Origin of the sequence: Pseudomonas sp. EL_65y_Pfl2_R96 (assembly GCF_963970905.1) — a bacterium.
Lineage (GTDB): Bacteria > Pseudomonadota > Gammaproteobacteria > Pseudomonadales > Pseudomonadaceae > Aquipseudomonas.
Genome location: NZ_CAXAQH010000003.1, coordinates 171,473 through 197,213 on the forward strand (window position 1 = coordinate 171,473; position 25,741 = coordinate 197,213).

Here is a 25,741-nt window from a genome sequence, read left to right on the forward strand (position 1 = left end):
CGGGACCCAATGGGCAGGATCACGCGCCAACGGTTTCAAGACGTTCTTGGTTTGCCGTCAATGGCCGGTGTTGCGTTCTTTGTAGCAGGTATGACGCTGGGCAGATGACGGGCAATCAGCCCGCGATAAGCTGCAGCACCGAGGCAGGCACCGACAATCGGTGCAAAAACCGGAATCAGGAAGTACGGGATGTCGCGACCGCCAGTGAAGGAAATTTCACCCCAGCCTGCAAAGAAAGTCATCAATTTAGGGCCGAAATCACGCGCCGGGTTCATCGCAAAACCGGTCAGCGGGCCCATCGAGCTGCCAATCACGGCAATCAGCAGGCCGATCAGCAACGGCGCCATTGGCCCGTTGGGCAGGCCATTGTTGTCGTCGGTCAGCGACATGATCACGCCCATCAGGATGGCGGTGATGATCACTTCGACCAAAAAGGCCTGGGCCGTGGACAGGGCAGGGTTGGGGAAGGTGGAGAACACAGAGGCCAGCTCAAGGCTGGCCTCGGTGCCACGAATCATTTGGTGAGTTTGTTCGAAATCGAAAAACAGGCTGCTATACAGCGTGTAAACCAATAAGGCCCCGCAGAAGGCGCCGGCCACTTGGGCGAAGATATAAAAGGGTAGTTTGCGCTTTTCGAAGTCAGCGAAAATGCTCAGCGCAATACTCACGGCCGGGTTGAGGTGCGCGCCGGAAACGCCGGCGGTGAGGTAGATCGCCATGCTGACGCCAACCCCCCATATGATGCTGATTTCCCACAGACCGAAGCTGGCACTCGCCACCTTGAGCGCGGCAACGCATCCGGTGCCGAAAAATATCAGCAATGCAGTACCCAGAAACTCGGCCATGCATTGGCTCGAGAGCGACGGTTGTTGTAAAGCAGTTGTCATTGAAACCTCTTTTTTGTTGTTGTCTGGCGCTTCTTTCATCATGGCCAAAGCGCGATTTCCACCGAGGCAGGATCCCCATCCTGTGCTCGGCTTACTGCCGGGTGCTGTGGTGAGACATTCGTACAATATTCAGATTCGAAAAAATATAGACAAGAAACGCTGCTGTCAAAGGTCGAAAGTGAACCGTCAGTCACAAATCAACTACTAGTCACGTGAATGATTGCATCGTTCACGTGGCAGGCTGGCTGCGGACGAGTGGTCGAAGGTGCGGCCAAACCTTTGAAACGGCGCGGCAATAGAGCCTTTTGTTGATCAATGACCTAGAATCCGGCGCAGTATTTTTCTTCTGCCGCCTGGCCCGGAGCTGCCATGACCCCTGCATTGGATTTGTTGAAAAAAGTTCGTGCCGAACATCGCGTGCACAGCTACGAACATGATCCGAAGGCAGCGTCCTATGGTCTCGAGGCTGCGGAGAAACTGGGCCTGGACCCGGCGCAGGTGTTCAAGACGTTGCTGGTGGCCAGCGAGAAGGGGGAGTTGTTGGTGGCAGTGGTACCGGTCGTCGGAAGTCTTGACTTGAAGGCACTTGCGCAGGCCGCTGGCGTGAAAAAAGTCGAAATGGCCGATCCTGCTGCCGCACAGCGTTCGACGGGGTATCTGTTAGGCGGCATCAGCCCGCTCGGGCAGAAGAAGCGTCTGCGTACCTTTATCGATCATTCGGCTCAGCCTTTTTCCAGCATTTTCGTCAGCGCCGGACGGCGCGGTCTGGAAGTCGAGCTGGCGCCCGCTGTGCTGGCTGAACACACCCAGGCGAAGTTCGCCGATATCGGTCGCGCCTGAGCAGAAGGCCCCTAGGGGGAAGATTGGTGGGGATGAGCCGAAAAGATCGCAGCCTTCGGCAGCTCCTACAGGAGTACGCGTTGCATTGTAGGAGCTGCCGAAGGCGGCGATCTTTTAGCGGTGGTTCAGCTGGCGGGGCTGTAGCGCCGGACACTGGACTCGACCGCTGGAATCTGCGCCGCCGTGCTGCCGGAGGCCTGGAACAGCACCAGGTGTTCAGCCGCTACCCGGATGCCAACTTCAGCACCGACCAGATGATCGGCGTGACTCGGGAAGATCGACTCCAACTGCGCGCCTGTCGGCAATTGCAGGCGGTATAGGGTCGATGCACCCTGGAAACTCTTGCCGATAATCTGCGCCTTCAGAGGGCTGGCCGGCGCGTAGACGATATCGTCCGGCCGCAACAGCACGTCTACGGCGCCACCGATCGGCCAGGTGTAGGCACGATTGCCGCGCAGTTCGCCCAACTCGGTCTGTACCGACTCCGGGCTGCTCAACTGGCCGCGAATGAAGTAACCCTGGCCAATGAAACTGGCCACAAACGGCGTCAGGGGTTCGTGATAGAGGTTGTAGGGGGTGTCCCACTGCTCCAGGCGACCTTCCTTGAAAACACCGACATGGTCACTGACCGCGAAGGCTTCTTCCTGATCGTGGGTCACCAGAATCGCACTGGTGCCGCGCGCCTTGAGAATATCGCGTACTTCATGGCTGAGCTTGCGTCGCAGTTCGCCGTCGAGGTTGGAGAACGGTTCGTCGAGCAACAGCAGTTGCGGTTCCGGCGCCAGAGCGCGGGCCAGGGCGACACGTTGCTGCTGGCCGCCGGACAGCTCATGGGGGAAGCGCTTGCCGAGGTTCTTCAGGTTGACCAGTTCGAGCAACTCTTCGGTGACGCGATCCTTTTGCGGATGCTTGCGGATCCCGAAAGCGATGTTCTCGGCCACGCTCAAATGCGGAAACAGCGCGTAATCCTGGAACACCATGCCGATGCGGCGTTTCTCCGGAGCGAGGGTGAAGCCAGCGCTGGAGATAGTCTCGCCCGCCAGCTGGATTTCACCTTCGTGCACCGGTTCGAAACCGGCAATCGCTCGCAGGGTGGTGGTTTTGCCGCAGCCCGAAGACCCCAGCAGGCAACCGATATCGCCGGCATTCAAATGCAGGTTGAGGTTCTGCACAACCCGCTGGTTTTGATAACCGCAGGCGAGATTGCGCAGGTTCAGCAGTAATGGCTGGCTCATGCGTGGTGATACGACGGCGGGACAAGGAACTCGAGCAGGGCCTTTTGTGCGTGAAGACGGTTTTCGGCTTGATCCCAGGCCACCGAGCGTGGGTCGTCAAGCAAGTCGAGGCTGATTTCCTCGCCACGGTGGGCTGGCAAGCAATGCATGAACAGCACGTCCGGGGCGGCCAGGTCGAGCAGGGCGCGGTTGACCTGGAACGGTGCGAACAACTTCAGGCGCTTGGCGGTTTCCTCTTCCTGGCCCATGGAGGTCCAGACGTCGGTGCTCACCAGGTGTGCGCCGCGCACGGCTTCCTGCGGATCGCGGACGATGGTCACCCGATCGCCGGCCTTGGCCACGAATTCAGGATTGGGTTCGTAACCTTCCGGGCAGGCGATGCGCAACTGGAAGTCGAACTGAATCGCCGCTTCTATATAGCTGTTGCACATGTTGTTGCCGTCGCCGATCCAGGCCACGGTCTTGCCTTGAATCGAACCGCGATGCTCAAGGAAGGTTTGCATGTCGGCCAGCAACTGGCACGGGTGGAGGTCATCGGACAGGCCGTTGATGACGGGCACACGGGAGTTGGCAGCGAATTCGGTCAGAGTGTTGTGGGCAAAGGTACGGATCATCACTGCATCGAGCATGCTCGACATGACGATGGCGCAGTCGCCGATCGGCTCGCCACGGCCCAGTTGGGTGTCGCGCGGCGACAGGAAGATCGCCTGACCACCGAGCTGGATCATGCCGGCTTCGAACGAAATACGGGTGCGGGTCGAGGACTTCTCGAAAATCATCCCCAGGACGCGGTTCTTCAACGGCTCGAACAGTACGCCGCGGTTACGCAGGTCCTTGAGCTCAACGCCTCGACGGATCACGCTGACCAGCTCTTCGGGCGTGCAATCCATCAGGGAGAGAAAGTGCCTTGCGCTCATCATTGACTACCTTTTTGCAACAGACCGCAGATACTCAAAGCCTTGTTTAACTGAAAAACGGGCGAGACCTGCGGCGTAAGCCGCACGGGGCGACGAAATAGGGGAAGGCGCGATATTGACATTAAATGTCGCGTTTTTCCAATGGGCTACGGTGTTGGGGGATTTCAGAGGGGCTACGGGGTGACCGCAGTAGCGCTTTTGAAGCCTGTTTCCTGACAGTAGCTGACCATTTGTACACCGGCCCCGTCGGGCTTGGCAATCAAACGGGGCGTGGGCGATGCGTTGACGGTCGGTTTTTGACCTGTCATTCGAGCCTCTGGCGGGCAATGTGTGTTGTCCGAAATATTTGCTAAAGCAAAGTGCTGGGTTATAACTAAAGCACGAGCGACGCAGGAAGCCTTTGGAATGGAATCGAAAGAACAGCTGTTGATGGAGCTACTTGGCCTTACGGCACGCTCCCTGACCCACCTCACTGCTTCCATGACCTCGATGTCTTTCGAATTGTTGCGTAGTGAAGACGAAGTCACGAAGGTGGCCGGCCGGCGCATGATCGACCGCATGGCCACCATCAGCGCCGGGCTCGACGAGCATTGGCGACTGATCGGCGAGCTCACCGGCGTGCATGTTGCCCACGAGCAGATCGAAACCATCGAGGAGATCCAGTTGCAGGCGCCGCCGAGTCTGCCATCGAACTGATCCCTTGCTGCCATCGGCTGGCCTGATAGTCACCGATTCACAAGACGAACGTCGCTGGCAAAGGGGCGAGTCGCGCGCCATAGTTTTGTTCCCGCGGCCGATATTGCCCGCCCAGAACAAAACAGAGACTGGCCATGACCAAGACTCTCCATCACCGTGCGTGCCACCTGTGTGAAGCCATCTGCGGTCTGACCATCGAAACCACCGAGGTCGAAGGCAGCGGCGTGCAGATTACCTCGATCAAGGGGGATCCTCAGGACGCCTTCAGCCGTGGGCATATCTGCCCCAAAGCGGTCGCGCTGCAAGACATACAGAACGACCCGGATCGCCTGCGGCAGCCGATGCGGCGTGTGGGTGGCGAATGGCAGCCCATTGAGTGGGAAGACGCCTTCGCCCTTGTAGCCGAACGCCTGGCGGCGATTCAGGCACGTCACGGGCAAAATGCGGTGGCGGTCTATCAGGGCAATCCCAGCGTGCACAATTACGGGCTGATGACCCACAGCAATTATTTTCTCGGTCTGCTGAAAACCCGTAACCGGTTTTCAGCGACGTCGGTCGATCAGTTACCCCATCACTTGACCAGTCATTTGATGTACGGCCACGGCTTGCTGTTGCCGATCCCGGACATCGATCACACCGATTTCATGCTGATCCTGGGCGGCAATCCACTGGCGTCCAACGGCAGCATCATGACCGTGCCGGATGTAGAGAAGCGCCTCAAGGCGATTCAGGCCCGGGGCGGCAAAGTGGTGGTGGTCGATCCGCGTCGCAGCGAAACGGCGGCGATTGCCGATCAGCATCTGTTCGTGCGCCCCGGTGGCGATGCGGCGCTGTTGTTCGGGCTGCTTAATACGTTGTTTGCCGAAGGCCTGACCTGCGACAGTCATTTGCCGGTCGATGGTCTGGATGAGATGCGTCAGGCCATCGTCACCTTCACTGCCGAAGCCATGAGCCCGTTGTGCGCAGTGCCCGCCGAACAGATTCGTCAACTGGCGCGGAACTTCGCGGCAGCTCCGACTGCGGTCTGCTACGGTCGCATGGGCGTTTCGACCCAGGCTTTCGGCACCCTGTGTCATTGGCTGGTGCAACTGATCAATCTGGTCACCGGCAACCTCGATCGGGTGGGCGGTGCGTTATGCACCGAGCCTGCGGTGGACCTGGTAGCGTCTACTTCGGGCGGTCATTTCAATCTGTGGCAAAGCCGCGTGTCCGGGCGTCCTGAATACGGTGGCGAGTTACCGGTGTCGGCACTGGCCGAAGAGATGCTCACCGAAGGGGAAGGGCAGGTCCGCGCACTGATCACCGTTGCGGGTAATCCGGTGCTGTCCACGCCCAATGGCCGACAGCTCGAGCAGGCGCTGGACGGACTGGAGTTCATGGTCAGCGTCGATCTGTACATCAATGAAACCACGCGTTATGCCGACCTGATCCTGCCGTCGACGTCGGCGCTGGAAAACGATCATTACGACACCACCTTCAACATGTTCGCGGTGCGCAACGTCACTCGTTTCAACCGGGCAATCCTGGCCAAGCCTGAAGGCGCGCTGCATGACTGGGAAGTCTTCGTGGGGCTGGCCAAAGCCTTTGCGACCAAGACCGGCAAGGAGCTGAAACCGACCATCGCGCCGGCGCAGATGATCGATCGGGGGCTGCGGATGGGGCTGTATGGCGACGCTTCGGAACACAAGCTGTCACTGGCGACCTTGTTCGATCACCCTCACGGTATCGATCTCGGCGCGCTCAAACCCAACCTGACGCCACGCCTGAAAACCGCCAATCAACGAGTCCAGGCAGCGCCTGTCGAGATCCTCGTCGATCTGGCGCGCTTCGCGGCGCTACAAGCACCGGCCGCCGATGAGCTGCTGATGATCGGTCGCCGTCATGTGCGTAGTAACAATTCATGGATGCACAACTATCACCGTCTGGTGAAGGGCAAACCGCGCCATCAACTGCTGATGAACCCGGACGACCTCGCCAGCCGGGGGCTCAGCGATGGGCAGCGGGTGCGCGTCAGTTCGCGGGTTGGCGTGATCGAGGTTGAAGTGGTCGCCAGCCTGGATATGATGAAAGGTGTGGTCAGCCTGCCTCACGGTTGGGGTCATGCGCGGCCGGGCGTGCAGATGACGATTGCCAGTGGCCAGCCAGGTTCCAGCGCCAATGACCTGACTGACGAATGTCAACTCGATGAGTTGTCGGGCAACGCGGCGCTGAACGGCGTGCCGGTGACCGTGGCGGCGGCATGAACATGACTGTCGGGGAGGCCGAGCATGGCGCTCGGGTTTCCGTTACAATGCGCCACCGTGCCGACCACTGAGTCGGAAAGTTCAGCCGAGGTGCTCCATGGATATCATCGAAACGATTAAAGAGCAGATTGCCAACAACACCATTCTGCTTTACATGAAAGGCTCGCCGAATGCCCCACAGTGTGGGTTCTCCGCGAAAGCCGCTCAGGCTGTAATGGCCTGTGGCGAAAAGTTTGCCTATGTGGACATCCTGCAGAACCCGGAAATCCGCGCCAACCTGCCAAAGTACGCCAACTGGCCAACCTTCCCGCAACTGTGGGTCGGTGGTGAGCTGGTCGGTGGTAGCGACATCATGACTGAAATGTCTGCTGACGGTTCGTTGCAAGCGACGATCAAAGCCGCTGTTGAAGCTGCTGCTGCCAACAAGACCGACGCCTGATTCGCTGAGTGAGGGAGCGGGCTTGCTCGCGAAGACGGTACAACATTCAACAGATTGGTTGACTGACCTACCGCTTTCGCGAGCAAGCTCGCTCCCTCACTTGTTCCAGGGTGAGCCTGAAATTCGGTCATTAAAAAGCCCCGCCTCTTTAAAAGAGAGCGGGGCTTTTTATTGTCTCGAGGTTAGCGGGTGCTAACTTACTCTTCGCCCATCTGCGATTGCAGATAGTTCTCAAGACCGACTTTATCGATCAGGCCCAGCTGGGTTTCCAGCCAGTCGATATGTTCTTCTTCGGATTCGAGAATGTCTTCGAGCAGTTCACGGCTGCCGAAGTCGCCGACGGTTTCGCAATGAGCGATAGCGACTTTCAGATCGGCATGGCCGTCGCGTTCGATCTTCAGGTCACACTCAAGCATTTCCTTGGTGTGTTCGCCGATGTGCAGCTTGCCCAGGTCCTGGACATTCGGCAGGCCTTCAAGGAACAGGATGCGCTTGATCAGCTTGTCAGCGTGCTTCATCTCATCGATGGATTCGTGGTACTCGTGCTTGCCGAGCTTGTTCAGGCCCCAATCTTCATACATGCGCGCATGCAGGAAGTACTGATTGATCGCGACCAGCTCATTGGCAAGGATTTTGTTGAGATGCTGGATGACTGTAACGTCGCCTTTCATGATGGGAGTCCTGCCCTGTATTCGCTGTATATAAGGCAGAGTCTGAGCTGCGTAATTAACAGTGTCAAACCTAAGTTATTGAAACTTAAATGAAAATTAATCGGAATAAGAATGTTTGTGTTCCGCGTCTAGGGCCTAAGCGATTGATTTTCAGACATAAAAAAACCGGACATCAAGTCCGGTTCTTTGAAATACGGTAGTTATGCAGCGGTAAATTCTACGGGGTAGGCGATCGCTGCCTGGGCCGTTTGCAGTTTGCCCAGTGTTTCACGGACCACTTCCTTGGCAAGGCAGGCGCATTTACCGCATTGGCTGGCTACGCCGGTAGCCTGACGGACTTCCTTGTAGCTGCAGCAACCTTCATAGATTGCATCGCGGATTTGACCGTCGGTGACGCCAGTGCAGAGGCAGACATACATAAGTGAGAACCGTCGCTGGTTGTGACTCAATTGCGATGGATCTTAATGTTAACGAGAATGATTGTCAAAGTGGTTTCTGAAGGCTTTTCGTCATAAGGGCCTGTGACTGACGAACGGTTTGCTCTCGCGCCTGTGAAGAAAATATAGCGGCGGCCATTTTGCCCGTCTGAAAAAAACCGCTAAGGACAGGCGAAAAACGCGGTGTATGATGGTCGGCCTTTTGCGAAGGAGGTTCGTGTCACAGGGCTGTCGCTTGAGGGTGACAGGCTGGCATGAACCCTGTTCTTCAACGTTATTACACCAGGAGATATCCAATGAGCGTACTCGTAGGCAAACAAGCCCCTGACTTCACCGTACCGGCCGTACTCGGCAATGGCGAAATCGTAGACAGCTACACCCTGTCCTCGGCCATCAAAGGCAAATACGGCCTGGTGTTCTTCTACCCACTGGACTTCACCTTCGTTTGCCCGTCCGAGCTGATCGCTCTGGACAACCGCATGGCTGACTTCAAGGCACGCAACGTTGAAGTGGTCGCCGTTTCGATCGACTCTCACTTCACCCACAACGCATGGCGCAACACCCCGGTGAACAATGGCGGCATCGGCCAGGTTCGTTACACCATGGCTGCCGACATGAAGCACGAAATCGCCAAGGCCTACGACGTTGAGTCCGAAGGCGGCGTGGCTTTCCGTGGCGCGTTCCTGATCGATGACAAAGGCGTTGTCCGCTCGCAGATCATCAACGACCTGCCACTGGGCCGTAACATGGAAGAGCTGATCCGTCTGGTCGACGCTCTGCAATTCCACGAAGAGCACGGCGAAGTTTGCCCTGCCAACTGGAAAAAAGGCGACAAAGGCATGAACGCTTCGCCAGAAGGCGTTGCGGCTTACCTGACCGAGAATGCTGCTGCGCTGTAAGCCAGGCGTCCGGCAATAAAAAACCGGCCTCAGAGAGGCCGGTTTTTTTATGGGCGGGATAAACCCATGCTGTTCACCTGTGGCGAGGGAGCTTGCTCCCGCTGGACTGCACAGCAGTCCCATTCTTTCAGGAAGAGAGTGGGGCCGCTTCGCTGCCCAGCGGGAGCAAGCTCCCTCGCCACAGATTGGTGGCGGATCAGTCGTTGTAGTCTTCCCAGCCACCCATTTGTTTCCAGCGATTGACGATGCCGCAGAACAGGTCAGCCGTCTTCTCGGTGTCGTAGCGAGCCGAATGTGCCTCACGTCCGTCGAAGTCGATGTCCGCTGCCTGGCAGGCCTTGGCCAATACGGTTTGACCGTAGGCCAGACCGGCGAGGGTCGCGGTGTCGAAGCTGGAGAACGGGTGAAACGGGTTGCGTTTCATGTCCAGGCGCGCGACAGCGGCGTTGAGGAAGCCCAGGTCGAAGCTGCTGTTGTGCCCGACCAGAATCGCCCGTTTGCAACCGTTGGCCTTCAGGGCCTTGCGCACACCGCGAAAGATATCGGTCAGGGCCGCTTCTTCACTTACCGCCATGCGTAGCGGGTGGTCGAGCTTGATTCCGGTGAACTCCAGGGCTGCCGCTTCGATGTTCGCACCTTCGAAAGGCTCGACCCGGAAGAAGTAGGTGTGCTCAGGGTACACAAAGCCTTTTTCATCCATGCCAATCACGGTGGCGGCGATTTCCAGCAGGGCGTCGGTGGCCGAGTTGAAGCCACCGGTTTCTACGTCGACGACTACCGGCAGGTAACCCCGGAACCTGGCTGCCATTGGATGACGGGAACCGCCCCCGCCGCCATTACCGTCCTGTTCGTCATCGAAATGGTCTTCACTCACGCGTGTTCCTCCAGCAAGCGCCAGCGCAGTTTTTCACCGGCGCGCAGCGGGATTACGGTCAGCTCGCCAAATGGCAGGCTGGTTGGGGCGGTCCACTCGTCGCGGACCAGGGTGATGCGATCGGTGTTCGCCGGCAGGCCGTAGAAACGCGGGCCATTGAGGCTGGCGAAGGCTTCGAGCTTGTCCAGCGCATTACGCTGTTCGAAGGCTTCGGCATACATCTCGATCGCGGCATAAGCGGTGTAGCAGCCGGCACAACCGCACGCCGCTTCTTTGGCGTGCTGGGCATGGGGCGCCGAATCGGTGCCGAGGAAGAACTTGTCGCTGCCACTGGTGGCGGCGTCGAGCAGGGCTTCCTGGTGGGTATTACGCTTGAGGATCGGCAGGCAATAGAAGTGCGGCCGAATCCCGCCCACCAGCATGTGGTTACGGTTGTACAGCAGGTGGTGCGCGGTGATGGTCGCGCCGACGTTGGCCGAAGCCGCGTTGACGAACTGCACGGCGTCAGCGGTGGTGATGTGTTCGAACACCACTTTGAGGGTCGGAAAACGCTCGACTACCCGCCGCATATGCTCATCGATGAAGATTTTTTCGCGATCGAAAACGTCGACATCGCCGCGGGTGACTTCACCGTGAACCAGCAAGGGCATCCCGACTTCGGCCATGGCCTCGAGTGCAGGGAAAATCTTGTCGATGCTGGTGACGCCAGAATCCGAGTTGGTGGTCGCGCCGGCCGGGTACAGCTTGGCGGCGTGAATGAAACCGCTGGCCTTGGCCTCACGAATTTCTTCAGGCTGGGTGCGGTCGGTCAGGTACAGAACCATCAACGGTTCGAAGCGGCTGCCGGCCGGACGTGCGGCGAGAATCCGCTGGCGATAGCCATCGGCTTCAGCAGCGTTGCGCACCGGAGGTACCAGGTTGGGCATGATGATGGCGCGACCAAAGGTGCGCGCGACATCCGCGACGGTATTGGTCAACACAGCACCATCGCGAAGATGAATGTGCCAGTCGTCGGGACGCAGCAGGGTCAGGCGGTCGGACATGAGGGGATTCCAGGCGGGTCAAACTCAGGGGAATGCTACCGGAAAAGACTCTTCCAGGCACTCGCTATCAAGTTTTACGACAAGCATCCGATACCCAACAGGTATGCCCTAAACCTGTGTGTCGGTCTTTTCGTTGTAGAAGCCAGTGGAGCCTCCCGTGCGCCAGCGTTATTTAGCCTTGCTCAGTGTGTTTGCCAGCCTTCCTGCAATGGCGCTCACTTTCCAGACTCGTCTGGAGAGCATTGAGTGGACGGTCGAAGGTGACAAGTTCGAATGCCGTCTGACTCAACCGATCACCGATTTCGGTTCGGGTGAGTTCGTGCGTCGCGCTGGCGAGCAGGCAACATTTCGTCTTAAGGCCTACAACTCGATGATCGGAGGGGGTTCCGCAACCCTGCTGGCGGCCGCTGCGCCATGGCAGCCGGGGCGTGGCGACATCAATCTGGGCTCGGTGAGAATCGGCAGTGGCAACGTGCTGTTCAACAGCTCGCAAGCTCAGGCCGGGCGCCTGATCAGCGGGTTGATGGATGGTCGCAGCCCGGTCGTTCGACACTCCTCGGGCGACGGTCGGGTGTCTGAAGTCCGACTGCTGCCGGTCAAATTCGGCAAGGCCTACGGCGACTATCAGGGGTGCGTGGCCAAGTTGCTGCCGCAGAATTTCGAGCAGGTGAAGCAATCCGAGGTCGGGTTTACGGGTGAAGGCGTCGATCTCGATGCCAGGGCCAAGGCCCAGTTGCAGGTCATGCTGGAATTCATGAAAGCCGATCCAACGGTCAACCACATTGAGCTTGACGGCCATTCCGACAACAGCGGTAACCGCCTGATCAACCGTGAACTGTCACGACGCAGGGCGCTGGCGGTGATGGATTTCTTCAAGGCCAATGGTATTCAGGAATCGCAGATCACACTGCGTTTTCACGGTGAGCGCTATCCGCTGGCGCCGAACAACAACGCTGCCAATCGGGCGAAGAACCGCCGGGTTGCCGTACGTCTCGAACGGGTAGCCCCGACCGAGAAACCGGCGCCTCAAGCCACTGCCACCGCGAGCGGCGCTACAACCTCCTGAACCGGCTGAAATCGTCGCTCGCTCGACATAATCTGTCGCTTCGTCGTCATAAGCTGTCGCGCCTCTGTAAATTATCCTGCATGAGCGGTAGACTTGACAGCTTTCCGTAGAACCCCGTGGAGTGATGGCATGGCGGACGTAAACAAGGTCGTTCTGGCGTATTCCGGCGGCCTGGACACTTCGGTGATCCTCAAGTGGCTGCAGGATACTTATAACTGTGAAGTAGTGACCTTCACCGCTGACCTGGGTCAGGGCGAAGAGGTCGAGCCGGCCCGCGCCAAGGCACAGGCCATGGGCGTAAAAGAAATCTACATCGACGATCTGCGCGAAGAGTTCGTGCGCGATTTCGTGTTCCCGATGTTTCGCGCCAACACCGTTTACGAAGGTGAGTACCTGCTGGGTACTTCCATCGCTCGTCCGTTGATCGCCAAACGCCTGATCGAAATCGCCAACGAAACCGGCGCTGACGCCATTTCCCACGGCGCGACCGGCAAGGGCAACGATCAGGTTCGTTTCGAACTGGGCGCCTATGCCTTGAAGCCGGGCGTGAAAGTGATCGCTCCGTGGCGCGAATGGGACTTGCTGTCCCGTGAAAAGCTGATGGATTACGCCGAGAAGCACGCGATCCCGATCGAGCGTCACGGCAAGAAAAAATCCCCGTACTCGATGGATGCCAACCTGCTGCACATCTCCTATGAAGGCGGCGTGCTGGAAGACACCTGGACCGAGCACGAAGAAGACATGTGGCGCTGGACCGTCTCTCCGGAGAACGCTCCTGACAAGCCGCAATATCTGGAACTGACCTACCGCAACGGCGACATCGTGGCACTGGACGGCGTCGAAATGACTCCGGCCACCGTTCTGGCGACCTTGAACCGTATCGGCGGCGAACACGGTATTGGCCGTCTGGACATCGTCGAAAACCGCTACGTCGGCATGAAGTCCCGTGGCTGCTACGAGACGCCTGGCGGCACCATCATGCTGCGCGCTCACCGTGCGATCGAATCGATCACCCTGGACCGCGAAGTGGCTCACCTCAAAGACGAGCTGATGCCGAAATACGCCAGCCTGATCTACACCGGTTACTGGTGGAGCCCTGAGCGTCTGATGCTGCAACAGATGATCGACGCTTCCCAGGCTCATGTGAACGGCGTTGTGCGCCTGAAACTGTACAAGGGCAATGTGATCGTCACCGGCCGTAAGTCCGACGAGTCGTTGTTCGACGCCAACATCGCGACCTTCGAGGAAGATGGCGGCGCCTACAACCAGGCCGATGCGGCGGGCTTCATCAAGCTCAACGCCTTGCGCATGCGTATCGCGGCGAACAAGGGCCGGAAGCTGTTCTGAGACCTTTGATGCGGTAATGGATTTGTGGCCTTGTCGATGACAAGGCCACAATTCTGAAAAGGGGTTGCTGCATATTACGTTTCGCTTTCTTCTTGTTTCTTCCAACCGTTCCTTCTGCTTCCTGCCTTTGATCTCACTTCAAGGGCTGTCTTCTGCTGCGCGACAGATCAAACCCTAGCCCATAATCGTTACGCCATGTGAGCTCAAATTGTAAGAAATACAGAACGCTGCGCTGTTGCGTTTCTTTATTTGTTTCCAATGTTTGAGCGCGTTTTCCTTCAGTAATATCTCCGAATCGGCGCACGTGAGAAATACGATCACTTGTGCGGGATTATCCGGAGGGTGCTGGATACTCTCCATCAAGGCGCTGAACGCCATTTTTTTGTTGATCCACCGTGCGTCAATGATGTGCAGATCCTTTAGGGGGGTAGGCAGCTGCACATGGTGTTGGGTCGAGCTTTCAGGCTGTCCCCTGGAAGTGCTGCTTCCCGAGTGATCAGCGTTATCCATGACTTTTATAAAATGCTTTTCCTTCTCGAAATCGGAGGGCGCGTAAAGCGATCGATAATTGAAGTTGAGTGTGGCGAAGAAAAGAAAAAGCAAATAAAAGGGAAAGCTGATCAAAAACCAGACATAGAGTTCTCTCTCCTTATTGTCGAGGAAGGGAAGGGATACAGCGGCTGATGTTTCGGACAGTGCTGCAAATATCGCAATGATTGTCATAGGGGTGGTGATTCTTTTTTTGAGTTTTATCATGTTTTCTGCTCATGAGGTATTATCTTTTCTCTGTTGACTTATGGGGGTGTTTCAGTGGTGATAACGAATTTGTGAGTGTGTTTTCGTTGTGTTGAGTTCCTTTTTTGTGGGGTTGAAGTTGTTATAGTAGCTGTATTGTTTCTGGTTTGGGTATGACTGTTTATTTGTTTTAAGGTGATGTTGTTTTGTTTTGCTGTTGAAGTGTTGCTGTGTGTGAACTTTTCTTGAGTTGTGGGAGGCTGGGAAATGCCCGTTGCTTTTAAGGGTAGCTCATTATCCAAAGTGTGTCGGATTACCAGCATTGAACCCTGTTCTTTTGTTTTTTTTTGTTGTGAATTGATACAAAGAAACTGTCGTGGCGTTGAGCAAGTGTTCGGCCAATAAAGTCTCTGGCTCATCGCGTGCAATGATTTCTTGTAGGAATAATCCGCGTTGTTTGTAGGTGATGTCTCTCGGTGCGAGTGGCTAGGGGGGGCGGCATGCCATGGGTGAAACGACTAGGCTATGGTGCGGGCTCTAAAAATTCGAACAGCGAAAATTGGACTTGCCCATGAATAAAGTGCTGATCGTGGATGATCACCCCGTCATTCGTCTTGCGGTACGTATGCTAATGGAGCGTCATGGCTACGAAGTCATTGCAGAAACAGACAATGGCGTGGATGCATTGCAACTTGCCCGTGAACTTATGCCGGACATTGTCATTCTGGATATCGGAATACCAAAACTGGATGGACTGGAAGTTATCGCGCGCCTGACATCGGCGGCGATGCCTCTTAAAGTATTGATATTGACGTCTCAGGCGCCAGGGCATTTTTCCATGCGTTGCATGCAATCCGGTGCCGCCGGATATGTCTGCAAACAACAGGATCTCACTGAATTGCTCAGTGCGATAAAAGCGGTACTGTCAGGTTACAGCTACTTCCCTAATCAAGCGCTGCATACTGTGCGTTCGAGTCTTGGGAATGCCAGTGAAGCCGATATGGTGGATCGCCTGTCTGGGCGGGAAATGATGGTTCTGCAACAATTGGCGCGAGGAAAGACAAACAAGGAAATCGCCGATGGAATGTTCCTCAGCAATAAAACGGTTAGTACTTACAAGACCCGTCTGTTGTTAAAACTCAATGCTCGCTCACTGGTCGATCTCATTGAGCTGGCTCAACGCAATGGTCTGGTATGAGTGTGCCAGGGTTTGACGAGGCATGATGAACGGGCGTTTATCGGGGATCGGCACTTAGTAAAAAGCCTCCGTTTCGGGAGGCTTTTAGGTGTCATAGGTCAAAATCGTAATCGGCCAATTGCTTTTGCAGTCGGCGCTCCTCCAGCAGATTGTCGATGGTGCGGCGTTTGCTCAGGTTGGTCTTTGCCACTTCCACCACCGGTTCCGCGTCATCGGCCTCAACGGGGGTGAAGTCGTCTTCTACGTCCAATTGCTCTTTGCCAGTGCTCATAAGGTTAACTCCAGGCTAAGACTGCCTTTGGCGCTCCTTATATCGACAATCTCTCGGCGGGTAAAAAAGATTTTTTCAATCGGTTAATCAAAAAAACTAATAGCGCCTCAATCGTCGGAGGTCTTTTGCTTGTATTCGCATAGATCTTCGATCCGGCAGCTGCCACAGCGAGGCTTGCGGGCCAGGCAAACGTAGCGTCCATGGAGAATCAGCCAATGATGGGAGTCGAGAAGGTATTCTTTCGGCACGAACTTCATCAGTTTCTTCTCCACCTCGACCACATTCTTGCCTGGAGCAATGCCGGTACGGTTGCTGACCCGGAAAATGTGGGTGTCTACCGCCATGGTCAGCTGACGAAATGCGGTATTGAGCACCACGTTGGCGGTCTTGCGGCCGACGCCGGGCAGGGCTTCCAGCTCCTCGCGGGTCTGCGGTACTTCACCTCCATGCCGTTCCACCAGCAAGCGACAGGTTTCGATCACGTTTTTCGCTTTGCTGTTGAACAGGCCGATGGTCTTGATGTACTCCGACAGCCCTTCGACCCCCAAGGCATGAATCGCCGCCGGCGTATTGGCCACCGGAAACAGTTTGGCGGTGGCCTTGTTGACGCCGACATCGGTCGATTGCGCCGAGAGAATCACGGCGATCAGCAGTTCGAACGGCGAGGAATAGGCCAGTTCGGTCTTCGGCTCCGGGTTGTCCTCGTGAAACCTGCGGAAAATTTCAAGACGTTTTGCGGCATTCATGGGCGATGCGTTTCCTCGAAAGCGGTCAAGTGTGAGGGCGTCGGACGGGTCCAGGCCTGACGTGCGGCGATCAGCAGTCCGAGCAGAATAAACCCACCGGGGGCCAGTGTGGCCAAGCGCAGACCGCCGTCGGCGGTGAGCACCCAACCATGCCAGTCCGGTTGCGCAGCACCGGCCAGCCAGGACAGGTGGCTACCGATTGTCCCTTTGCCGATGAGCTCGCGCAGCAGGCTCAGGCCAGCCATCAAGGCGCCGAACAGGCCACACAGGCGCAGGCGATCGCGCCATGTGTTCTGGAAAAAACCATTGTGTTCCAGTACGACGCATTGCAAGGCGATCAATCCTGCATACAACCCCAGGTGCTGGTGCCATTGAAGTGACCAGGCTTGGGTGGCGAGTTCCGCGCAACTGGTCAGCGTGGCAGCCAGCAGGAGGCAGGCCAGCAAGTGTGTTGCCGGAATCAGTCGCGAGCGCAGGGCGCCCATGCTCACACCATAAATACTGAGCACCACGATAAACATCAGCCACAGGCCCAGGGCCGTTACCAATGAATCAGTGACGCCGATCAACGGCGTTAGCATCAGAGAGTTCTGCAGGGGCGATGACTTATTCATGGGCACTGCTCCCGATCAGCGATAGCCGGTGTTCATCGAAGTAGCGCAACGCGTCATGGGTGGCATTGATCACCGCTCTTGAGGTGATGGTTGCGCCTGCGATCTGATCGAATTGCCCTTGGTCCTTTTTCAAGGCCCAACCATTGTCGCCGGGTTCGGTTAGAGACTTGCCGGTAAATACCTGAAGCCAGGCATTGGGCCACTCGGCGAGCTTGCCACCCAGCCCCGGGGTTTCCGATTGCTTGAGGGTTTTGACTCCCATTAACTTGCCATTGATGTCGATAGCGATCAGCAAGTCGATGGAGCCGGCGTAGCCCAGTGTCTGGCTTCGCAGCAATACGGCACTCGGTTGGCCGGCCGTGGACGCCAGGTACCCGCCCAGCAGCGTGCTGTTGGCCAAGCGCGTGTTTTCGAGGCTGAGGGGCTGTTCCAGAGGCTGATTGTCATAGCTGCCGGGCGCTAGAAGATCCAGCAACTGATGGCTGTCGATCAGGCGTTGTTCGGCGGCAATACGCGCGGCGCTGGTGTGCTGCACGAAGTAAGTCGCGCCCATCCCCAGGCCTGCCAGCAATACCAGGCTCACAATGCTCGTCGCTCGGTTCATGGGGTAACCTGCTCCTGCCGGGACGCGGCAAACCGCTCCAGCGCCGGTACACAGAGGTTCATCAGCAAGACCGCAAACGCCACCCCGTCCGGATAACCGCCCCACGTCCGAATCAGGTAAGTCAGCAATCCCACGCCTACGCCGAAGAGTAATCGGGCAGTGGGGCTTTTCGCACCGGATACCGGCTCCGTCACGATGAAGAAGGCACCCAGCATGCTCGCGCCGGTGAGTAGATGAAACAGTGGCGAGCCATGAGAGTCGGAGCCTGTACCGTTCCAGCACAACAGGCTGATGATGAACAGGCTGGAGAGCATGCCGACCGGCGCATGCCAACTGAACACCCGCCGTTGCAGTAGAAACGCACCGCCCGCCAGAAAGGCCAGGTTGACCCATTCCACGCCTCGGCCGCCGAAATGGCCGAATGCCGGGTTGCCAGCGAAGAGTTCGTCCATGGTCAGGCTTTTGTTGATCCGCAGGCTGTCCAGCGCTGTAGCCTGGGCCCATGCATCTGGCGTCTGGCCGAGGCTGAAACCGAACACCTGTTGCAGACCACCAAGCAAGTCCATGCCATGGGGCGACGGCCAATGGGTCATTTGCTGGGGAAACGTCACCAGGACCAGCGCGAAACCAAGCATTGCCGGATTGAACGGATTTCTGCCGACGCCACCGTACAGTTGCTTGCCAAAAAAAAGTCCGAATGCCGCGGCGCTGATCGTCAGCCACCAGGGGCAATAAGGCGGCAAGGCCAGTGCCAGCAGCGTTGCACTGACGAGGGCGCTGCCATCGCTCAGCGTCGGTTTTACAGGTTGCTTGCGCAGCTGCAACACCGCCGCTTCAACGGCCAGTGCGGTGGCCGCCGCCAGAATCAGATTGATCAACACCCCCCAGCCGTACAGCCAAAACAACATCAGCATCCCCGGCACGGTGGCCAGCAATACCAGCTTCATGGCTTGCTGAAGGCGTTCGTCCACCGATTCAGGGCGTGACATAGGCATCCACCTGACGCTCGGCTTCGCTGAGCGCGTGTTCCAGTGCGGCGATCTGTTCGGCCGGCGCTTCGTTTGTTTGAGCCTTCTTGAGTTCGGCGCGGCGCATGGCCAACTGGATCTTCGCCCGTTTCAGTTCGGCATCTTTCGCCGGAACAGGTGGCGCAGACACCACTGGTGCATGGCTTTCCAGTTGCGCCAGCGCCTGCTCGGCGGCTTCGAACTGCTGTTGCAGCACGATCAGCTGCGATTGCTGTTCGAAGGTCGGTGGATGCCCGAAAGCCTTGAGCGACTTGTTCAACTGCGCCCGACTCATCGCCAGATCGACCTTGGCCTTTTTCAGTGCCGCATCGGCATTGGCGGCCTTCTGTGCGCGGACGCGTTCGAGTGCAGCCTGAACCGGGTCGAGCGTCACTTCGCTGTGCTGCACGGCGCGTTGGGCCCGTGCCTGGCGTTCGGCGAGTTTCTGTTCCTCTTCGCGATGCAAGCGGGCATTGCGCTGTTCGAAACGGCGTCGCGCACGGTTGCGCTTGGCGGCCCGGGCCTGTTGTTCCTCCAGGCTGAACGCCAGCCCGCCGACAATCGGCAGCACCGTGGCCAGCGGTAACGGATGCATCTCGATGCAATCCACCGGGCAGGGCGCCACGCAGAGATCGCAACCGGTGCATTCGTCGACGATGACGGTGTGCATGAATTTCGCCGCGCCGACAATGGCGTCGACCGGGCAGGCCTGAATGCACTTGGTGCAGCCGATGCATTCGGCTTCGCGGATGTAAGCGATTTGCGCCGGTGCCGAGCCGCGACTGGTGTCCAGCTCCAGCACCGGCACTTTCAGCAGATCGGCCAAGGCCGCAATGGTTTCGCTGCCGCCCGGTGGGCACTTGTTGATCGGCTCGCCGCTGGCGATGCCTTCAGCATAGGGTTTGCATCCGGGATGGCCACACTTGCCACATTGGGTTTGCGGCAAGAGGGCGTCGATGCGTTGAATCAGACTCATGTTTTGATCAGCCCGCTGAATCCGAGAAAAACCACCGCGATCAATCCGGCGCCGATCAACTCGATCGGCAGGCCGCGAAAGGGCAGGGGGATATCATTGTCGAGTGTGCGCTGGCGCAAGTCGCTGAACAGACTCAGCACCAGCCAGAAACCCAGCCCGGCGCCGAGGCTCAGGGCTATGGCTTGGAAAATTCCCTTGTCGTCTTGAGCGTTGAGCAAGGTCAGCCCAAGCACGCCGGCATTCCCCAGCAGCAGGGGCCAGAGGCCATCGAATGAAAGTTTCGCCAATAACCGTGAAAGCAGCTTCAGCAGCGGACCAATCAGCAGAACGCTCAACGGCAGGAACACGAACAGACGCAGCGACGTCAGCCCCAACGGCACCAGTAACCAGTGGTAGAGCGCATAGCCAAGTATGCCGACGATCAGCATCAGGCACGTCGTCGCGATGCCCAGCGCGTGGACCTGTGGCCGCTCGCTGCCCAGCACCGGATCGACGCCCAGCGGCCAGTGCAACACGAGGTTGTTGATCAGGGCAGCGCTGACAAGCGTAAGAAGCAGTTCGGTCATGATCGTGCCGGCAAAAGGAGGCCTGTCTAACAAGGTTAGGCATTATCCGGCAAGGAGGGAGGGTGGGCCAGACATGAAAATCCCACAGTCGCGCCGGGCACGACTGTGGGATCGGTTTACCGCGGAGCTTTACTTGATGCGTTGACCCGGCTTGGCGCCGCTGTCGGGGCTCAGCAGGTAGATTTCTTCACCGCCGGGGCCGGCCGCCATCACCATGCCTTCGGAGATCCCGAATTTCATTTTGCGGGGCTTGAGGTTGGCGATCATCATCGTCAGGCGACCATTGAGCTTGGACGGGTCCGGGTAGGCGCTCTTGATGCCGGAGAACACGTTGCGTTGCTCGTCACCGATGTCCAGGGTCAGGCGCAGCAGCTTGTCGGCACCTTCCACGGCTTCGGCCTTGACGATCAGCGCAACGCGCAGGTCTACAGCGGCAAAGGTGTCGAACTCGATCTCTGGCGACAACGGATCCTTGGCCAGTTCGCCGTTGCCGGCGGGTGCAGCTTCGCCGGTGTCGGTTGCGCTGGCGGTCAGGTCTTCTTTCGAGGCGTCGGTCATGGCTTGCACTTTTACCGGGTCGATGCGGGTCATCAGCGGTTTGAACTCGTTCAGCTGATGATTGCTGAGTAAGGTGGCGTGGTCGTTCCAGGTCAGCGGGGCGACATTCAGGAACGCCTCGGCATCGGCGGCCAGCAGCGGCAGCACCGGTTTGAGGAAAATCACCAGTTGGCGGAACAGGTTGATGCCCAAGGCGCAAATGGCCTGGACTTCATCCTGCTTGCCTTCCTGTTTGTTCAGCGACCACGGCGCCTTGTCGGCGATCCAGGCGTTGGCGCGGTCGGCCAGGCCCATGATTTCGCGCATGGCACGTGCGAAGTCGCGAGCTTCATAGGCTTCGGCAATGCTTGGCGCTGCGGCCAGGAAGGCATCGGTCAGTTCCGGCGCGGCGTTGCCGGCTACCAGTACACCGGCGTTGCCTTTATGGATGAATCCGGCGCAACGGCTGGCGATGTTGACGACTTTGCCGACCAGGTCGGAGTTGACCTTCTGCACGAAGTCTTCGAGGTTCAGGTCCAGGTCGTCGACGCCACGGCTCAGCTTGGCGGCGTAGTAGTAGCGCAGGTATTCCGGCGACAGGTGATCCAGGTAAGTCCGGGCCTTGACGAATGTGCCGCGGGACTTGGACATCTTCTGGCCGTTGACGGTCAGGTAGCCGTGTACGTTGATGCCGGTCGGTTTACGGAAACCCGCGCCTTCGAGCATCGCTGGCCAGAACAGGGCGTGGAAGTTGACGATGTCCTTGCCGATGAAATGGTACAGCTCGGCGGTGGAATCCTTGCCCCAGAACGCGTCGAAGTCCAGGTCCGGACGGCGGGCGCAGAGGTTCTTGAAACTGGCCATGTAGCCGATCGGCGCGTCCAGCCACACATAGAAGTATTTACCCGGCTCGTCGGGAATCTCGAAGCCGAAGTACGGCGCGTCGCGGGAGATATCCCACTGTTGCAGGCCGGCATCCAGCCATTCGGCGATCTTGTTGGCCACGGCTTCTTGCAACGTGCCGCTGCGGGTCCAGGTTTGCAGCATTTCCTGGAAGTCTGGCAGTTTGAAGAAGAAGTGCTGGGAATCCTTGAGCACCGGCGTGGCACCGGAAATCGCCGACTTCGGATCTTTGAGGTCGGTCGGTGCATAGGTTGCGCCGCATTTTTCGCAGTTGTCACCGTACTGGTCTTCGGTGCCGCATTTCGGGCAGGTGCCCTTGATGAAGCGGTCGGCCAGGAACATTTTCTTTTCCGGGTCGAAGTACTGAGTGATCGAACGCGTGGCGATGTGCCCGGCGTCGCGCAGCTTCAGGTAGATCTGGCTCGACAGCTCACGGTTTTCTTCGGCGTGAGTGGAGTGGAAGTTGTCGAAGTCCACCAGGAACTCGGCAAAGTCGGCGCTGTGTTCAGCCTGGACGTTGGCGATCAGTTGTTCCGGGGTGATGCCTTCCTTTTCCGCACGCAGCATGATGGCCGAACCGTGAGCGTCGTCGGCGCAGACATAAATGCATTGATTACCGCGATGCTTCTGGAAGCGCACCCACATATCGGTCTGGATGTACTCCAGCATATGGCCGAGGTGGATCGAACCATTGGCATAGGGCAGGGCGCTGGTGACGAGGATCTTGCGTGGCTCGGACATGGGGCTCGGCTACTTGATGAAACGGAGGTCGGCCACTATAAAGCGCCGGCGCATATTTTTCACCCTTCGGGCCTGTTTCCGGATGCATCGACCCTGAAAAAAGGTGGTGATGAGTTTGCTGGGTGCAAGAGGGCTTTTGTGGCGAGGGAGCCTGCTCCCGCTGGGTGGCGAAGCCGCCCCAACCCCAGCAACCCGGTTCCGACAGAAGGATCGCGTCAACGTGATTACGACTGCTGTGCAGTCGAGCGGGAGCAAGCTCCCTCGCCACAGGGATGTGTTTGCCACAAATCATCGTGGGGCATGCCGTCTATGATGTAGAACGGTTAGGATACCCGCCTGATTTTCCAGTCTTGCTATCGGAGTTGCCCATGAGCGCCGTCAATCGCGCAGCGGTGGAAGCCGTCCTTCGTCAATACACCGACCCTTACCTGAACCAGGACCCGGTCAGCGCCGGGTGCGTGCGCAGCATCGATATTCAGGGTGATCGCGTCAGCGTTCAGCTGGAGCTCGGTTACGCCGCCGGTCTGTTCAAGAGTGGCTGGGCGCAGTTGCTGCAACTGGCCATCGAAGGCCTGGACGGCGTGGTCACCGCCCGTGTCGAGATCACCAGCGTGATCGCCGCGCACAAGGCCCAGGCGCAGATTCCAGGGCTGGCCAACGTCAAAAACGTCGTGGCCGTGGCGTCTGGCAAGGGCGGTGTGGGTAAATCCACCACGGCGGCCAACCTGGCCCTGGCGCTGGCTCGTGAAGGTGCCAAGGTCGGGATTCTCGACGCGGACATCTACGGTCCGAGCCAGGGCATCATGTTCGGCATCCCGGAAGGCACCCGTCCTCAGGTCAAGGATCAGAAATGGTTCATTCCGATCGAGTCCCATGGCGTCGAGGTGATGTCCATGGCCTTCCTGACCGACGACAACACGCCGATGGTCTGGCGCGGGCCGATGGTTTCCGGCGCGTTGTTGCAGCTGGTCACGCAAACGGCCTGGGGCGACCTGGATTACCTGGTCATCGACATGCCACCAGGCACCGGCGACATCCAGCTGACCCTGGCGCAGAAAGTCCCGGTGGCCGGTGCGGTGATCGTGACCACGCCGCAGGATCTGGCATTGCTGGACGCGCGCAAGGGGGTGGAGATGTTCCGCAAGGTCAACATCCCGGTGCTGGGCGTGGTCGAGAACATGGCCGTGCACATCTGCTCCAACTGCGGGCATGCCGAGCATCTGTTCGGTGAGGGCGGTGGTGTGAAGCTGGCCAATCAGTACGGTGTCGAACTGTTGGCTTCGTTGCCGCTGTCGATGCTGATCCGTGAACAGGCTGATGGCGGCAAGCCAACGGTGATCGCCGAGCCTGACAGCCAGATTGCGATGGTTTACCAGGAACTGGCCCGCCATGTCGGCGCACGGATTGTGTTGCAGGAAGCGGCAACGCCGGCGATGCCGAACATTACCGTCAGCGACGACTGATTCGCTGAAGAAATGCGATCCAATGTGGGAGCGAGCCTGCTCGCGATAGCGATGTAACAGTCACCATCAATGGTGAGTGTTATGCCCTCATCGCGAGCAGGCTCGCTCCCACATTTGTTTTGTGTTGACCCTAGATCCGCAACCCGCCATCCAACTCCAGAATCCGACCGGTGTAGTAGTCGTTCTCGAAAATGTAGGCCGCCGACTGGGCGATTTCTTCGGGTTTGCCCATGCGCTTGAGCGGAATCCCGGAGGTCATTTTTTCCAGCGCTTCCGGCTTCATGCTCAGGGTCATTTCAGTTTCGATGAAGCCCGGCGCAATGCCCGCCACGCGAATGCCGTAGCGCGCCAGTTCCTTGGCCCAGGTCACGGTCGCCGCGGCAACACCGGCCTTGGCGGCGGAGTAGTTGGTCTGGCCGACGTTGCCGGCGCGCGAAATCGACGAGATATTGATGATCGCGCCGCTGTTGTTCAGCTCGACCATTTTTGCCGCGACTTCGCGGGTGCACAGGAACACGCCGGTCAGATTGACGTCGATCACCGCCTGCCATTGGGCCAGGCTCATCTTGGTCATTTCGCCGTCCTTGACCTTCAGCAACAGGCCATCGCGCAGAATGCCGGCGTTGTTGATCAGGCCATGGATCGCACCGAAGTCGTCGGCCACCTGGGCGACCATGTGGGTCACTTGCTCTTCATCGGCGACGTTGCACAGGTAGGCACGGGCCTCGACACCCTTGGCTTTGCAAGCCGCGACGGCGGCGTCGAGTTTTTCCTGGTTCAGGTCCACCAGGGCCAGCTTGGCGCCACGACCTGCAAGATACTCGGCCATGGAACGGCCTAAACCCTGGCAACCGCCGGTGATAATGATTACTTTGTCAGTGAGTTGCATTCGCATAGCCCCATAGCCGATCGGAGTGTTTCTCCTTCTAGAGGGCCTCTCGATCTGAGCCTGATGTGGCCTGGCTGCACATGAGAACTGCCCCTGTGGCGTACTGGAACTTTCACCCAGACGCCTGTCCGTTTTTTCGACGGAATCTATATAAGGAGTCATAAATTGAGCGTTGTAGTGGCTAAGCATGCCCGAGAATTGCTTCTCAAGGAATACCGTGGAGTGCTCTCGACGCACTCCAAGGCGATGCCCGGTTTCCCGTTTGGCTCCGTGGTTCCGTACTGTCTGGACGAACAGGGCCGGCCGCTGATCCTTATCAGCCGCATCGCTCAGCACACTCACAACCTGCTGAAGGATCCGAAATGCTCGCTGCTGGTGGGTGAACGCGAGGCCGAAGACGTACAAGCCGTTGGTCGCCTGACTTACCTGGCGGAAGCGGAAAAGCTCGAAGACGCGGCAGCCATCGAAGCGGCCGCCGAGCGTTACTACCGCTACTTCCCGGATTCGCAGAACTATCACAAGGCCCACGATTTCGATTTCTGGGTGCTTAAACCGGTACGTCACCGCTACATCGGTGGCTTCGGCGCAATTCACTGGGTCGATCAGCTGACCCTCGCCAACCCATTCGTTGGCAAGGCCGAAACGAGCATGGTCGAGCACATGAATGCCGATCACGCCAAAGCCATCGCCCACTATGTCGAGCTGGCAGGCCTGCCGAAAACCGCTCCGGCGCAATTGGCCGGCATCGACACCGAAGGCATGCACTTGCGCATCGGTCAGGGACTTTACTGGCTACCGTTCCAAGCGCCCTGTAATACGCCGACACAAGTCCGGGAAGCCTTGGTTTTCCTGGCTCACGCCGAGCATTGGCCGAAAAATGAAGTGGCCGATGCTTGA

At 58.1% G+C, this 25,741-nt stretch carries 27 protein-coding genes; 10 read left to right on the forward strand and 17 right to left on the reverse strand.

Annotated features, from left to right (window positions below; genetic code table 11):
• Nucleotides 1–35: 35 nt before the first annotated feature.
• Complete coding sequence (locus tag AACY49_RS05195; protein ID WP_339522099.1) at nt 36–887, reverse strand: MIP/aquaporin family protein; 852 nt, start codon at nt 885–887, stop codon at nt 36–38.
• A 369-nt stretch (nt 888–1,256) separates the two neighbouring features.
• On the opposite strand from AACY49_RS05195, the gene ybaK reads away from it, so the two are divergent.
• On the forward strand, nt 1,257–1,727 hold the full coding sequence (gene ybaK / locus AACY49_RS05200) for a Cys-tRNA(Pro) deacylase (protein ID WP_339522101.1): 471 nt from the start codon (nt 1,257–1,259) through the stop codon (nt 1,725–1,727).
• 125 nt (nt 1,728–1,852) lie between these two features.
• Here the strand turns inward: ybaK and AACY49_RS05205 are convergent, their stop codons facing one another.
• Nucleotides 1,853–2,962: an ABC transporter ATP-binding protein gene (locus AACY49_RS05205; protein ID WP_258699308.1), complete on the reverse strand. Its 1,110-nt coding sequence runs from the start codon at nt 2,960–2,962 to the stop codon at nt 1,853–1,855.
• Nucleotides 2,959–3,879, reverse strand: a complete 921-nt coding sequence (argF, locus tag AACY49_RS05210) for an ornithine carbamoyltransferase (RefSeq protein WP_258699309.1) — start codon at nt 3,877–3,879, stop codon at nt 2,959–2,961. Before argF ends, AACY49_RS05205 begins: the two co-directional genes overlap by 4 nt.
• A gap of 405 nt (nt 3,880–4,284) precedes the next feature.
• Here argF and AACY49_RS05215 point away from each other — a divergent pair, with 405 nt between their 5' ends.
• The 3 genes from AACY49_RS05215 (at nt 4,285) to grxD (ending at nt 7,257) form a co-directional block, all read left to right on the forward strand.
• The gene (locus AACY49_RS05215) at nt 4,285–4,575 is read left to right on the forward strand and encodes a hypothetical protein (RefSeq protein ID WP_258616910.1); all 291 of its coding nucleotides are present in this window, start codon (nt 4,285–4,287) and stop codon (nt 4,573–4,575) included.
• 134 nt (nt 4,576–4,709) lie between these two features.
• Nucleotides 4,710–6,818: a molybdopterin oxidoreductase family protein gene (locus AACY49_RS05220; RefSeq protein ID WP_339522107.1), complete on the forward strand. Its 2,109-nt coding sequence runs from the start codon at nt 4,710–4,712 to the stop codon at nt 6,816–6,818.
• Nucleotides 6,819–6,915: 97 nt separating this feature from the next.
• Entirely contained in the window at nt 6,916–7,257 is a 342-nt protein-coding gene (grxD, locus tag AACY49_RS05225) for a Grx4 family monothiol glutaredoxin (RefSeq protein ID WP_258699311.1), read from the forward strand.
• A gap of 197 nt (nt 7,258–7,454) precedes the next feature.
• Here the strand turns inward: grxD and bfr are convergent, their stop codons facing one another.
• Both bfr and AACY49_RS05235 read right to left on the reverse strand, forming a co-directional pair.
• Nucleotides 7,455–7,928 (reverse strand): bacterioferritin, encoded by a 474-nt coding sequence (gene bfr / locus AACY49_RS05230; RefSeq protein ID WP_007898512.1) that lies wholly within the window; start codon nt 7,926–7,928, stop codon nt 7,455–7,457.
• Between the two features lie 200 nt (nt 7,929–8,128).
• Nucleotides 8,129–8,347 (reverse strand): bacterioferritin-associated ferredoxin, encoded by a 219-nt coding sequence (locus AACY49_RS05235; protein ID WP_258699312.1) that lies wholly within the window; start codon nt 8,345–8,347, stop codon nt 8,129–8,131.
• Between the two features lie 314 nt (nt 8,348–8,661).
• Between AACY49_RS05235 and AACY49_RS05240 the strand changes: the two genes are divergently transcribed.
• The gene (locus AACY49_RS05240; protein WP_253416557.1) at nt 8,662–9,264 is read left to right on the forward strand and encodes a peroxiredoxin; all 603 of its coding nucleotides are present in this window, start codon (nt 8,662–8,664) and stop codon (nt 9,262–9,264) included.
• A 196-nt stretch (nt 9,265–9,460) separates the two neighbouring features.
• Here the strand turns inward: AACY49_RS05240 and rnt are convergent, their stop codons facing one another.
• The gene (gene rnt, locus AACY49_RS05245) at nt 9,461–10,138 is read right to left on the reverse strand and encodes a ribonuclease T (protein ID WP_007898509.1); all 678 of its coding nucleotides are present in this window, start codon (nt 10,136–10,138) and stop codon (nt 9,461–9,463) included.
• On the reverse strand, nt 10,135–11,181 hold the full coding sequence (gene pyrC, locus AACY49_RS05250) for a dihydroorotase (RefSeq protein WP_205887390.1): 1,047 nt from the start codon (nt 11,179–11,181) through the stop codon (nt 10,135–10,137). The genes rnt and pyrC overlap by 4 nt, the downstream gene beginning before the upstream one ends.
• Nucleotides 11,182–11,338: 157 nt before the next feature.
• On the opposite strand from pyrC, the gene AACY49_RS05255 reads away from it, so the two are divergent.
• Complete coding sequence (locus AACY49_RS05255) at nt 11,339–12,247, forward strand: flagellar protein MotY (protein WP_258699314.1); 909 nt, start codon at nt 11,339–11,341, stop codon at nt 12,245–12,247.
• Between the two features lie 129 nt (nt 12,248–12,376).
• Complete coding sequence (locus tag AACY49_RS05260) at nt 12,377–13,594, forward strand: argininosuccinate synthase (protein ID WP_007938916.1); 1,218 nt, start codon at nt 12,377–12,379, stop codon at nt 13,592–13,594.
• Between the two features lie 174 nt (nt 13,595–13,768).
• Here the strand turns inward: AACY49_RS05260 and AACY49_RS05265 are convergent, their stop codons facing one another.
• Complete coding sequence (locus tag AACY49_RS05265; RefSeq protein WP_320393461.1) at nt 13,769–14,350, reverse strand: hypothetical protein; 582 nt, start codon at nt 14,348–14,350, stop codon at nt 13,769–13,771.
• A 550-nt stretch (nt 14,351–14,900) separates the two neighbouring features.
• Here AACY49_RS05265 and AACY49_RS05270 point away from each other — a divergent pair.
• Nucleotides 14,901–15,527 (forward strand): response regulator transcription factor, encoded by a 627-nt coding sequence (locus AACY49_RS05270; RefSeq protein WP_018926602.1) that lies wholly within the window; start codon nt 14,901–14,903, stop codon nt 15,525–15,527.
• Between the two features lie 91 nt (nt 15,528–15,618).
• Here AACY49_RS05270 and AACY49_RS05275 read toward each other — a convergent pair whose 3' ends face one another.
• The 8 genes from AACY49_RS05275 to metG all read right to left on the reverse strand — a co-directional run bounded on the left by AACY49_RS05275 (nt 15,619) and on the right by metG (nt 22,492).
• Nucleotides 15,619–15,798 (reverse strand): PA3496 family putative envelope integrity protein, encoded by a 180-nt coding sequence (locus AACY49_RS05275; protein ID WP_007898493.1) that lies wholly within the window; start codon nt 15,796–15,798, stop codon nt 15,619–15,621.
• Between the two features lie 107 nt (nt 15,799–15,905).
• Nucleotides 15,906–16,544: an endonuclease III gene (gene nth / locus AACY49_RS05280; RefSeq protein WP_258699318.1), complete on the reverse strand. Its 639-nt coding sequence runs from the start codon at nt 16,542–16,544 to the stop codon at nt 15,906–15,908.
• Nucleotides 16,541–17,158, reverse strand: a complete 618-nt coding sequence (locus AACY49_RS05285; protein ID WP_339522128.1) for an Rnf-Nqr domain containing protein — start codon at nt 17,156–17,158, stop codon at nt 16,541–16,543. The genes nth and AACY49_RS05285 overlap by 4 nt, the downstream gene beginning before the upstream one ends.
• Nucleotides 17,151–17,762 (reverse strand): RnfABCDGE type electron transport complex subunit G, encoded by a 612-nt coding sequence (locus AACY49_RS05290; RefSeq protein ID WP_339522130.1) that lies wholly within the window; start codon nt 17,760–17,762, stop codon nt 17,151–17,153. Before AACY49_RS05290 ends, AACY49_RS05285 begins: the two co-directional genes overlap by 8 nt.
• The gene (locus tag AACY49_RS05295; RefSeq protein WP_320393465.1) at nt 17,759–18,751 is read right to left on the reverse strand and encodes an RnfABCDGE type electron transport complex subunit D; all 993 of its coding nucleotides are present in this window, start codon (nt 18,749–18,751) and stop codon (nt 17,759–17,761) included. The genes AACY49_RS05290 and AACY49_RS05295 overlap by 4 nt, the downstream gene beginning before the upstream one ends.
• Nucleotides 18,738–19,745 carry an electron transport complex subunit RsxB gene (gene rsxB, locus AACY49_RS05300; protein WP_339522132.1) on the reverse strand — a complete coding sequence of 336 codons (1,008 nt, stop codon included), beginning with the start codon at nt 19,743–19,745 and terminating at the stop codon, nt 18,738–18,740. Before rsxB ends, AACY49_RS05295 begins: the two co-directional genes overlap by 14 nt.
• Complete coding sequence (locus AACY49_RS05305; protein WP_320393467.1) at nt 19,742–20,311, reverse strand: Rnf-Nqr domain containing protein; 570 nt, start codon at nt 20,309–20,311, stop codon at nt 19,742–19,744. The genes rsxB and AACY49_RS05305 overlap by 4 nt, the downstream gene beginning before the upstream one ends.
• A 129-nt stretch (nt 20,312–20,440) precedes the next feature.
• A complete protein-coding gene (metG, locus tag AACY49_RS05310; RefSeq protein ID WP_258699324.1) occupies nt 20,441–22,492 on the reverse strand; it encodes a methionine--tRNA ligase in 2,052 nt (683 codons plus the stop codon).
• A 368-nt stretch (nt 22,493–22,860) separates the two neighbouring features.
• Here metG and apbC point away from each other — a divergent pair, with 368 nt between their 5' ends.
• A complete protein-coding gene (gene apbC / locus AACY49_RS05315) occupies nt 22,861–23,955 on the forward strand; it encodes an iron-sulfur cluster carrier protein ApbC (protein ID WP_019581546.1) in 1,095 nt (364 codons plus the stop codon).
• A gap of 130 nt (nt 23,956–24,085) precedes the next feature.
• On the opposite strand, the gene AACY49_RS05320 is transcribed toward apbC, so the two are convergent.
• Nucleotides 24,086–24,844 carry an SDR family oxidoreductase gene (locus AACY49_RS05320; RefSeq protein ID WP_258699325.1) on the reverse strand — a complete coding sequence of 253 codons (759 nt, stop codon included), beginning with the start codon at nt 24,842–24,844 and terminating at the stop codon, nt 24,086–24,088.
• A gap of 165 nt (nt 24,845–25,009) precedes the next feature.
• On the opposite strand from AACY49_RS05320, the gene AACY49_RS05325 reads away from it, so the two are divergent.
• Nucleotides 25,010–25,741, forward strand: a complete 732-nt coding sequence (locus AACY49_RS05325) for a HugZ family pyridoxamine 5'-phosphate oxidase (RefSeq protein ID WP_339522137.1) — start codon at nt 25,010–25,012, stop codon at nt 25,739–25,741.

Excerpts from the sequence above, each read along its gene's own strand:
- AACY49_RS05240 (WP_253416557.1), top strand. The coding sequence starts at position 8,662 with ATGAGCGTACTCGTAGGCAAACAAGCCCCTGACTTCACCGTACCGGCC.
- bfr (WP_007898512.1), bottom strand. The coding sequence starts at position 7,928 with ATGAAAGGCGACGTTACAGTCATCCAGCATCTCAACAAAATCCTTGCC.
- rsxB (WP_339522132.1), bottom strand. The coding sequence starts at position 19,745 with ATGAGTCTGATTCAACGCATCGACGCCCTCTTGCCGCAAACCCAATGT.
- apbC (WP_019581546.1), top strand. The coding sequence starts at position 22,861 with ATGAGCGCCGTCAATCGCGCAGCGGTGGAAGCCGTCCTTCGTCAATAC.
- AACY49_RS05205 (WP_258699308.1), bottom strand. The coding sequence starts at position 2,962 with ATGAGCCAGCCATTACTGCTGAACCTGCGCAATCTCGCCTGCGGTTAT.
- ybaK (WP_339522101.1), top strand. The coding sequence starts at position 1,257 with ATGACCCCTGCATTGGATTTGTTGAAAAAAGTTCGTGCCGAACATCGC.
- AACY49_RS05270 (WP_018926602.1), top strand. The coding sequence starts at position 14,901 with ATGAATAAAGTGCTGATCGTGGATGATCACCCCGTCATTCGTCTTGCG.
- nth (WP_258699318.1), bottom strand. The coding sequence starts at position 16,544 with ATGAATGCCGCAAAACGTCTTGAAATTTTCCGCAGGTTTCACGAGGAC.
- argF (WP_258699309.1), bottom strand. The coding sequence starts at position 3,879 with ATGAGCGCAAGGCACTTTCTCTCCCTGATGGATTGCACGCCCGAAGAG.
- AACY49_RS05260 (WP_007938916.1), top strand. The coding sequence starts at position 12,377 with ATGGCGGACGTAAACAAGGTCGTTCTGGCGTATTCCGGCGGCCTGGAC.
- metG (WP_258699324.1), bottom strand. The coding sequence starts at position 22,492 with ATGTCCGAGCCACGCAAGATCCTCGTCACCAGCGCCCTGCCCTATGCC.
- AACY49_RS05295 (WP_320393465.1), bottom strand. The coding sequence starts at position 18,751 with ATGTCACGCCCTGAATCGGTGGACGAACGCCTTCAGCAAGCCATGAAG.
- AACY49_RS05275 (WP_007898493.1), bottom strand. The coding sequence starts at position 15,798 with ATGAGCACTGGCAAAGAGCAATTGGACGTAGAAGACGACTTCACCCCC.
- AACY49_RS05290 (WP_339522130.1), bottom strand. The coding sequence starts at position 17,762 with ATGAACCGAGCGACGAGCATTGTGAGCCTGGTATTGCTGGCAGGCCTG.
- AACY49_RS05305 (WP_320393467.1), bottom strand. The coding sequence starts at position 20,311 with ATGACCGAACTGCTTCTTACGCTTGTCAGCGCTGCCCTGATCAACAAC.
- AACY49_RS05235 (WP_258699312.1), bottom strand. The coding sequence starts at position 8,347 with ATGTATGTCTGCCTCTGCACTGGCGTCACCGACGGTCAAATCCGCGAT.
- AACY49_RS05285 (WP_339522128.1), bottom strand. The coding sequence starts at position 17,158 with ATGAATAAGTCATCGCCCCTGCAGAACTCTCTGATGCTAACGCCGTTG.
- AACY49_RS05215 (WP_258616910.1), top strand. The coding sequence starts at position 4,285 with ATGGAATCGAAAGAACAGCTGTTGATGGAGCTACTTGGCCTTACGGCA.
- pyrC (WP_205887390.1), bottom strand. The coding sequence starts at position 11,181 with ATGTCCGACCGCCTGACCCTGCTGCGTCCCGACGACTGGCACATTCAT.
- grxD (WP_258699311.1), top strand. The coding sequence starts at position 6,916 with ATGGATATCATCGAAACGATTAAAGAGCAGATTGCCAACAACACCATT.
- AACY49_RS05265 (WP_320393461.1), bottom strand. The coding sequence starts at position 14,350 with ATGATAAAACTCAAAAAAAGAATCACCACCCCTATGACAATCATTGCG.
- AACY49_RS05320 (WP_258699325.1), bottom strand. The coding sequence starts at position 24,844 with ATGCAACTCACTGACAAAGTAATCATTATCACCGGCGGTTGCCAGGGT.
- AACY49_RS05220 (WP_339522107.1), top strand. The coding sequence starts at position 4,710 with ATGACCAAGACTCTCCATCACCGTGCGTGCCACCTGTGTGAAGCCATC.
- AACY49_RS05195 (WP_339522099.1), bottom strand. The coding sequence starts at position 887 with ATGACAACTGCTTTACAACAACCGTCGCTCTCGAGCCAATGCATGGCC.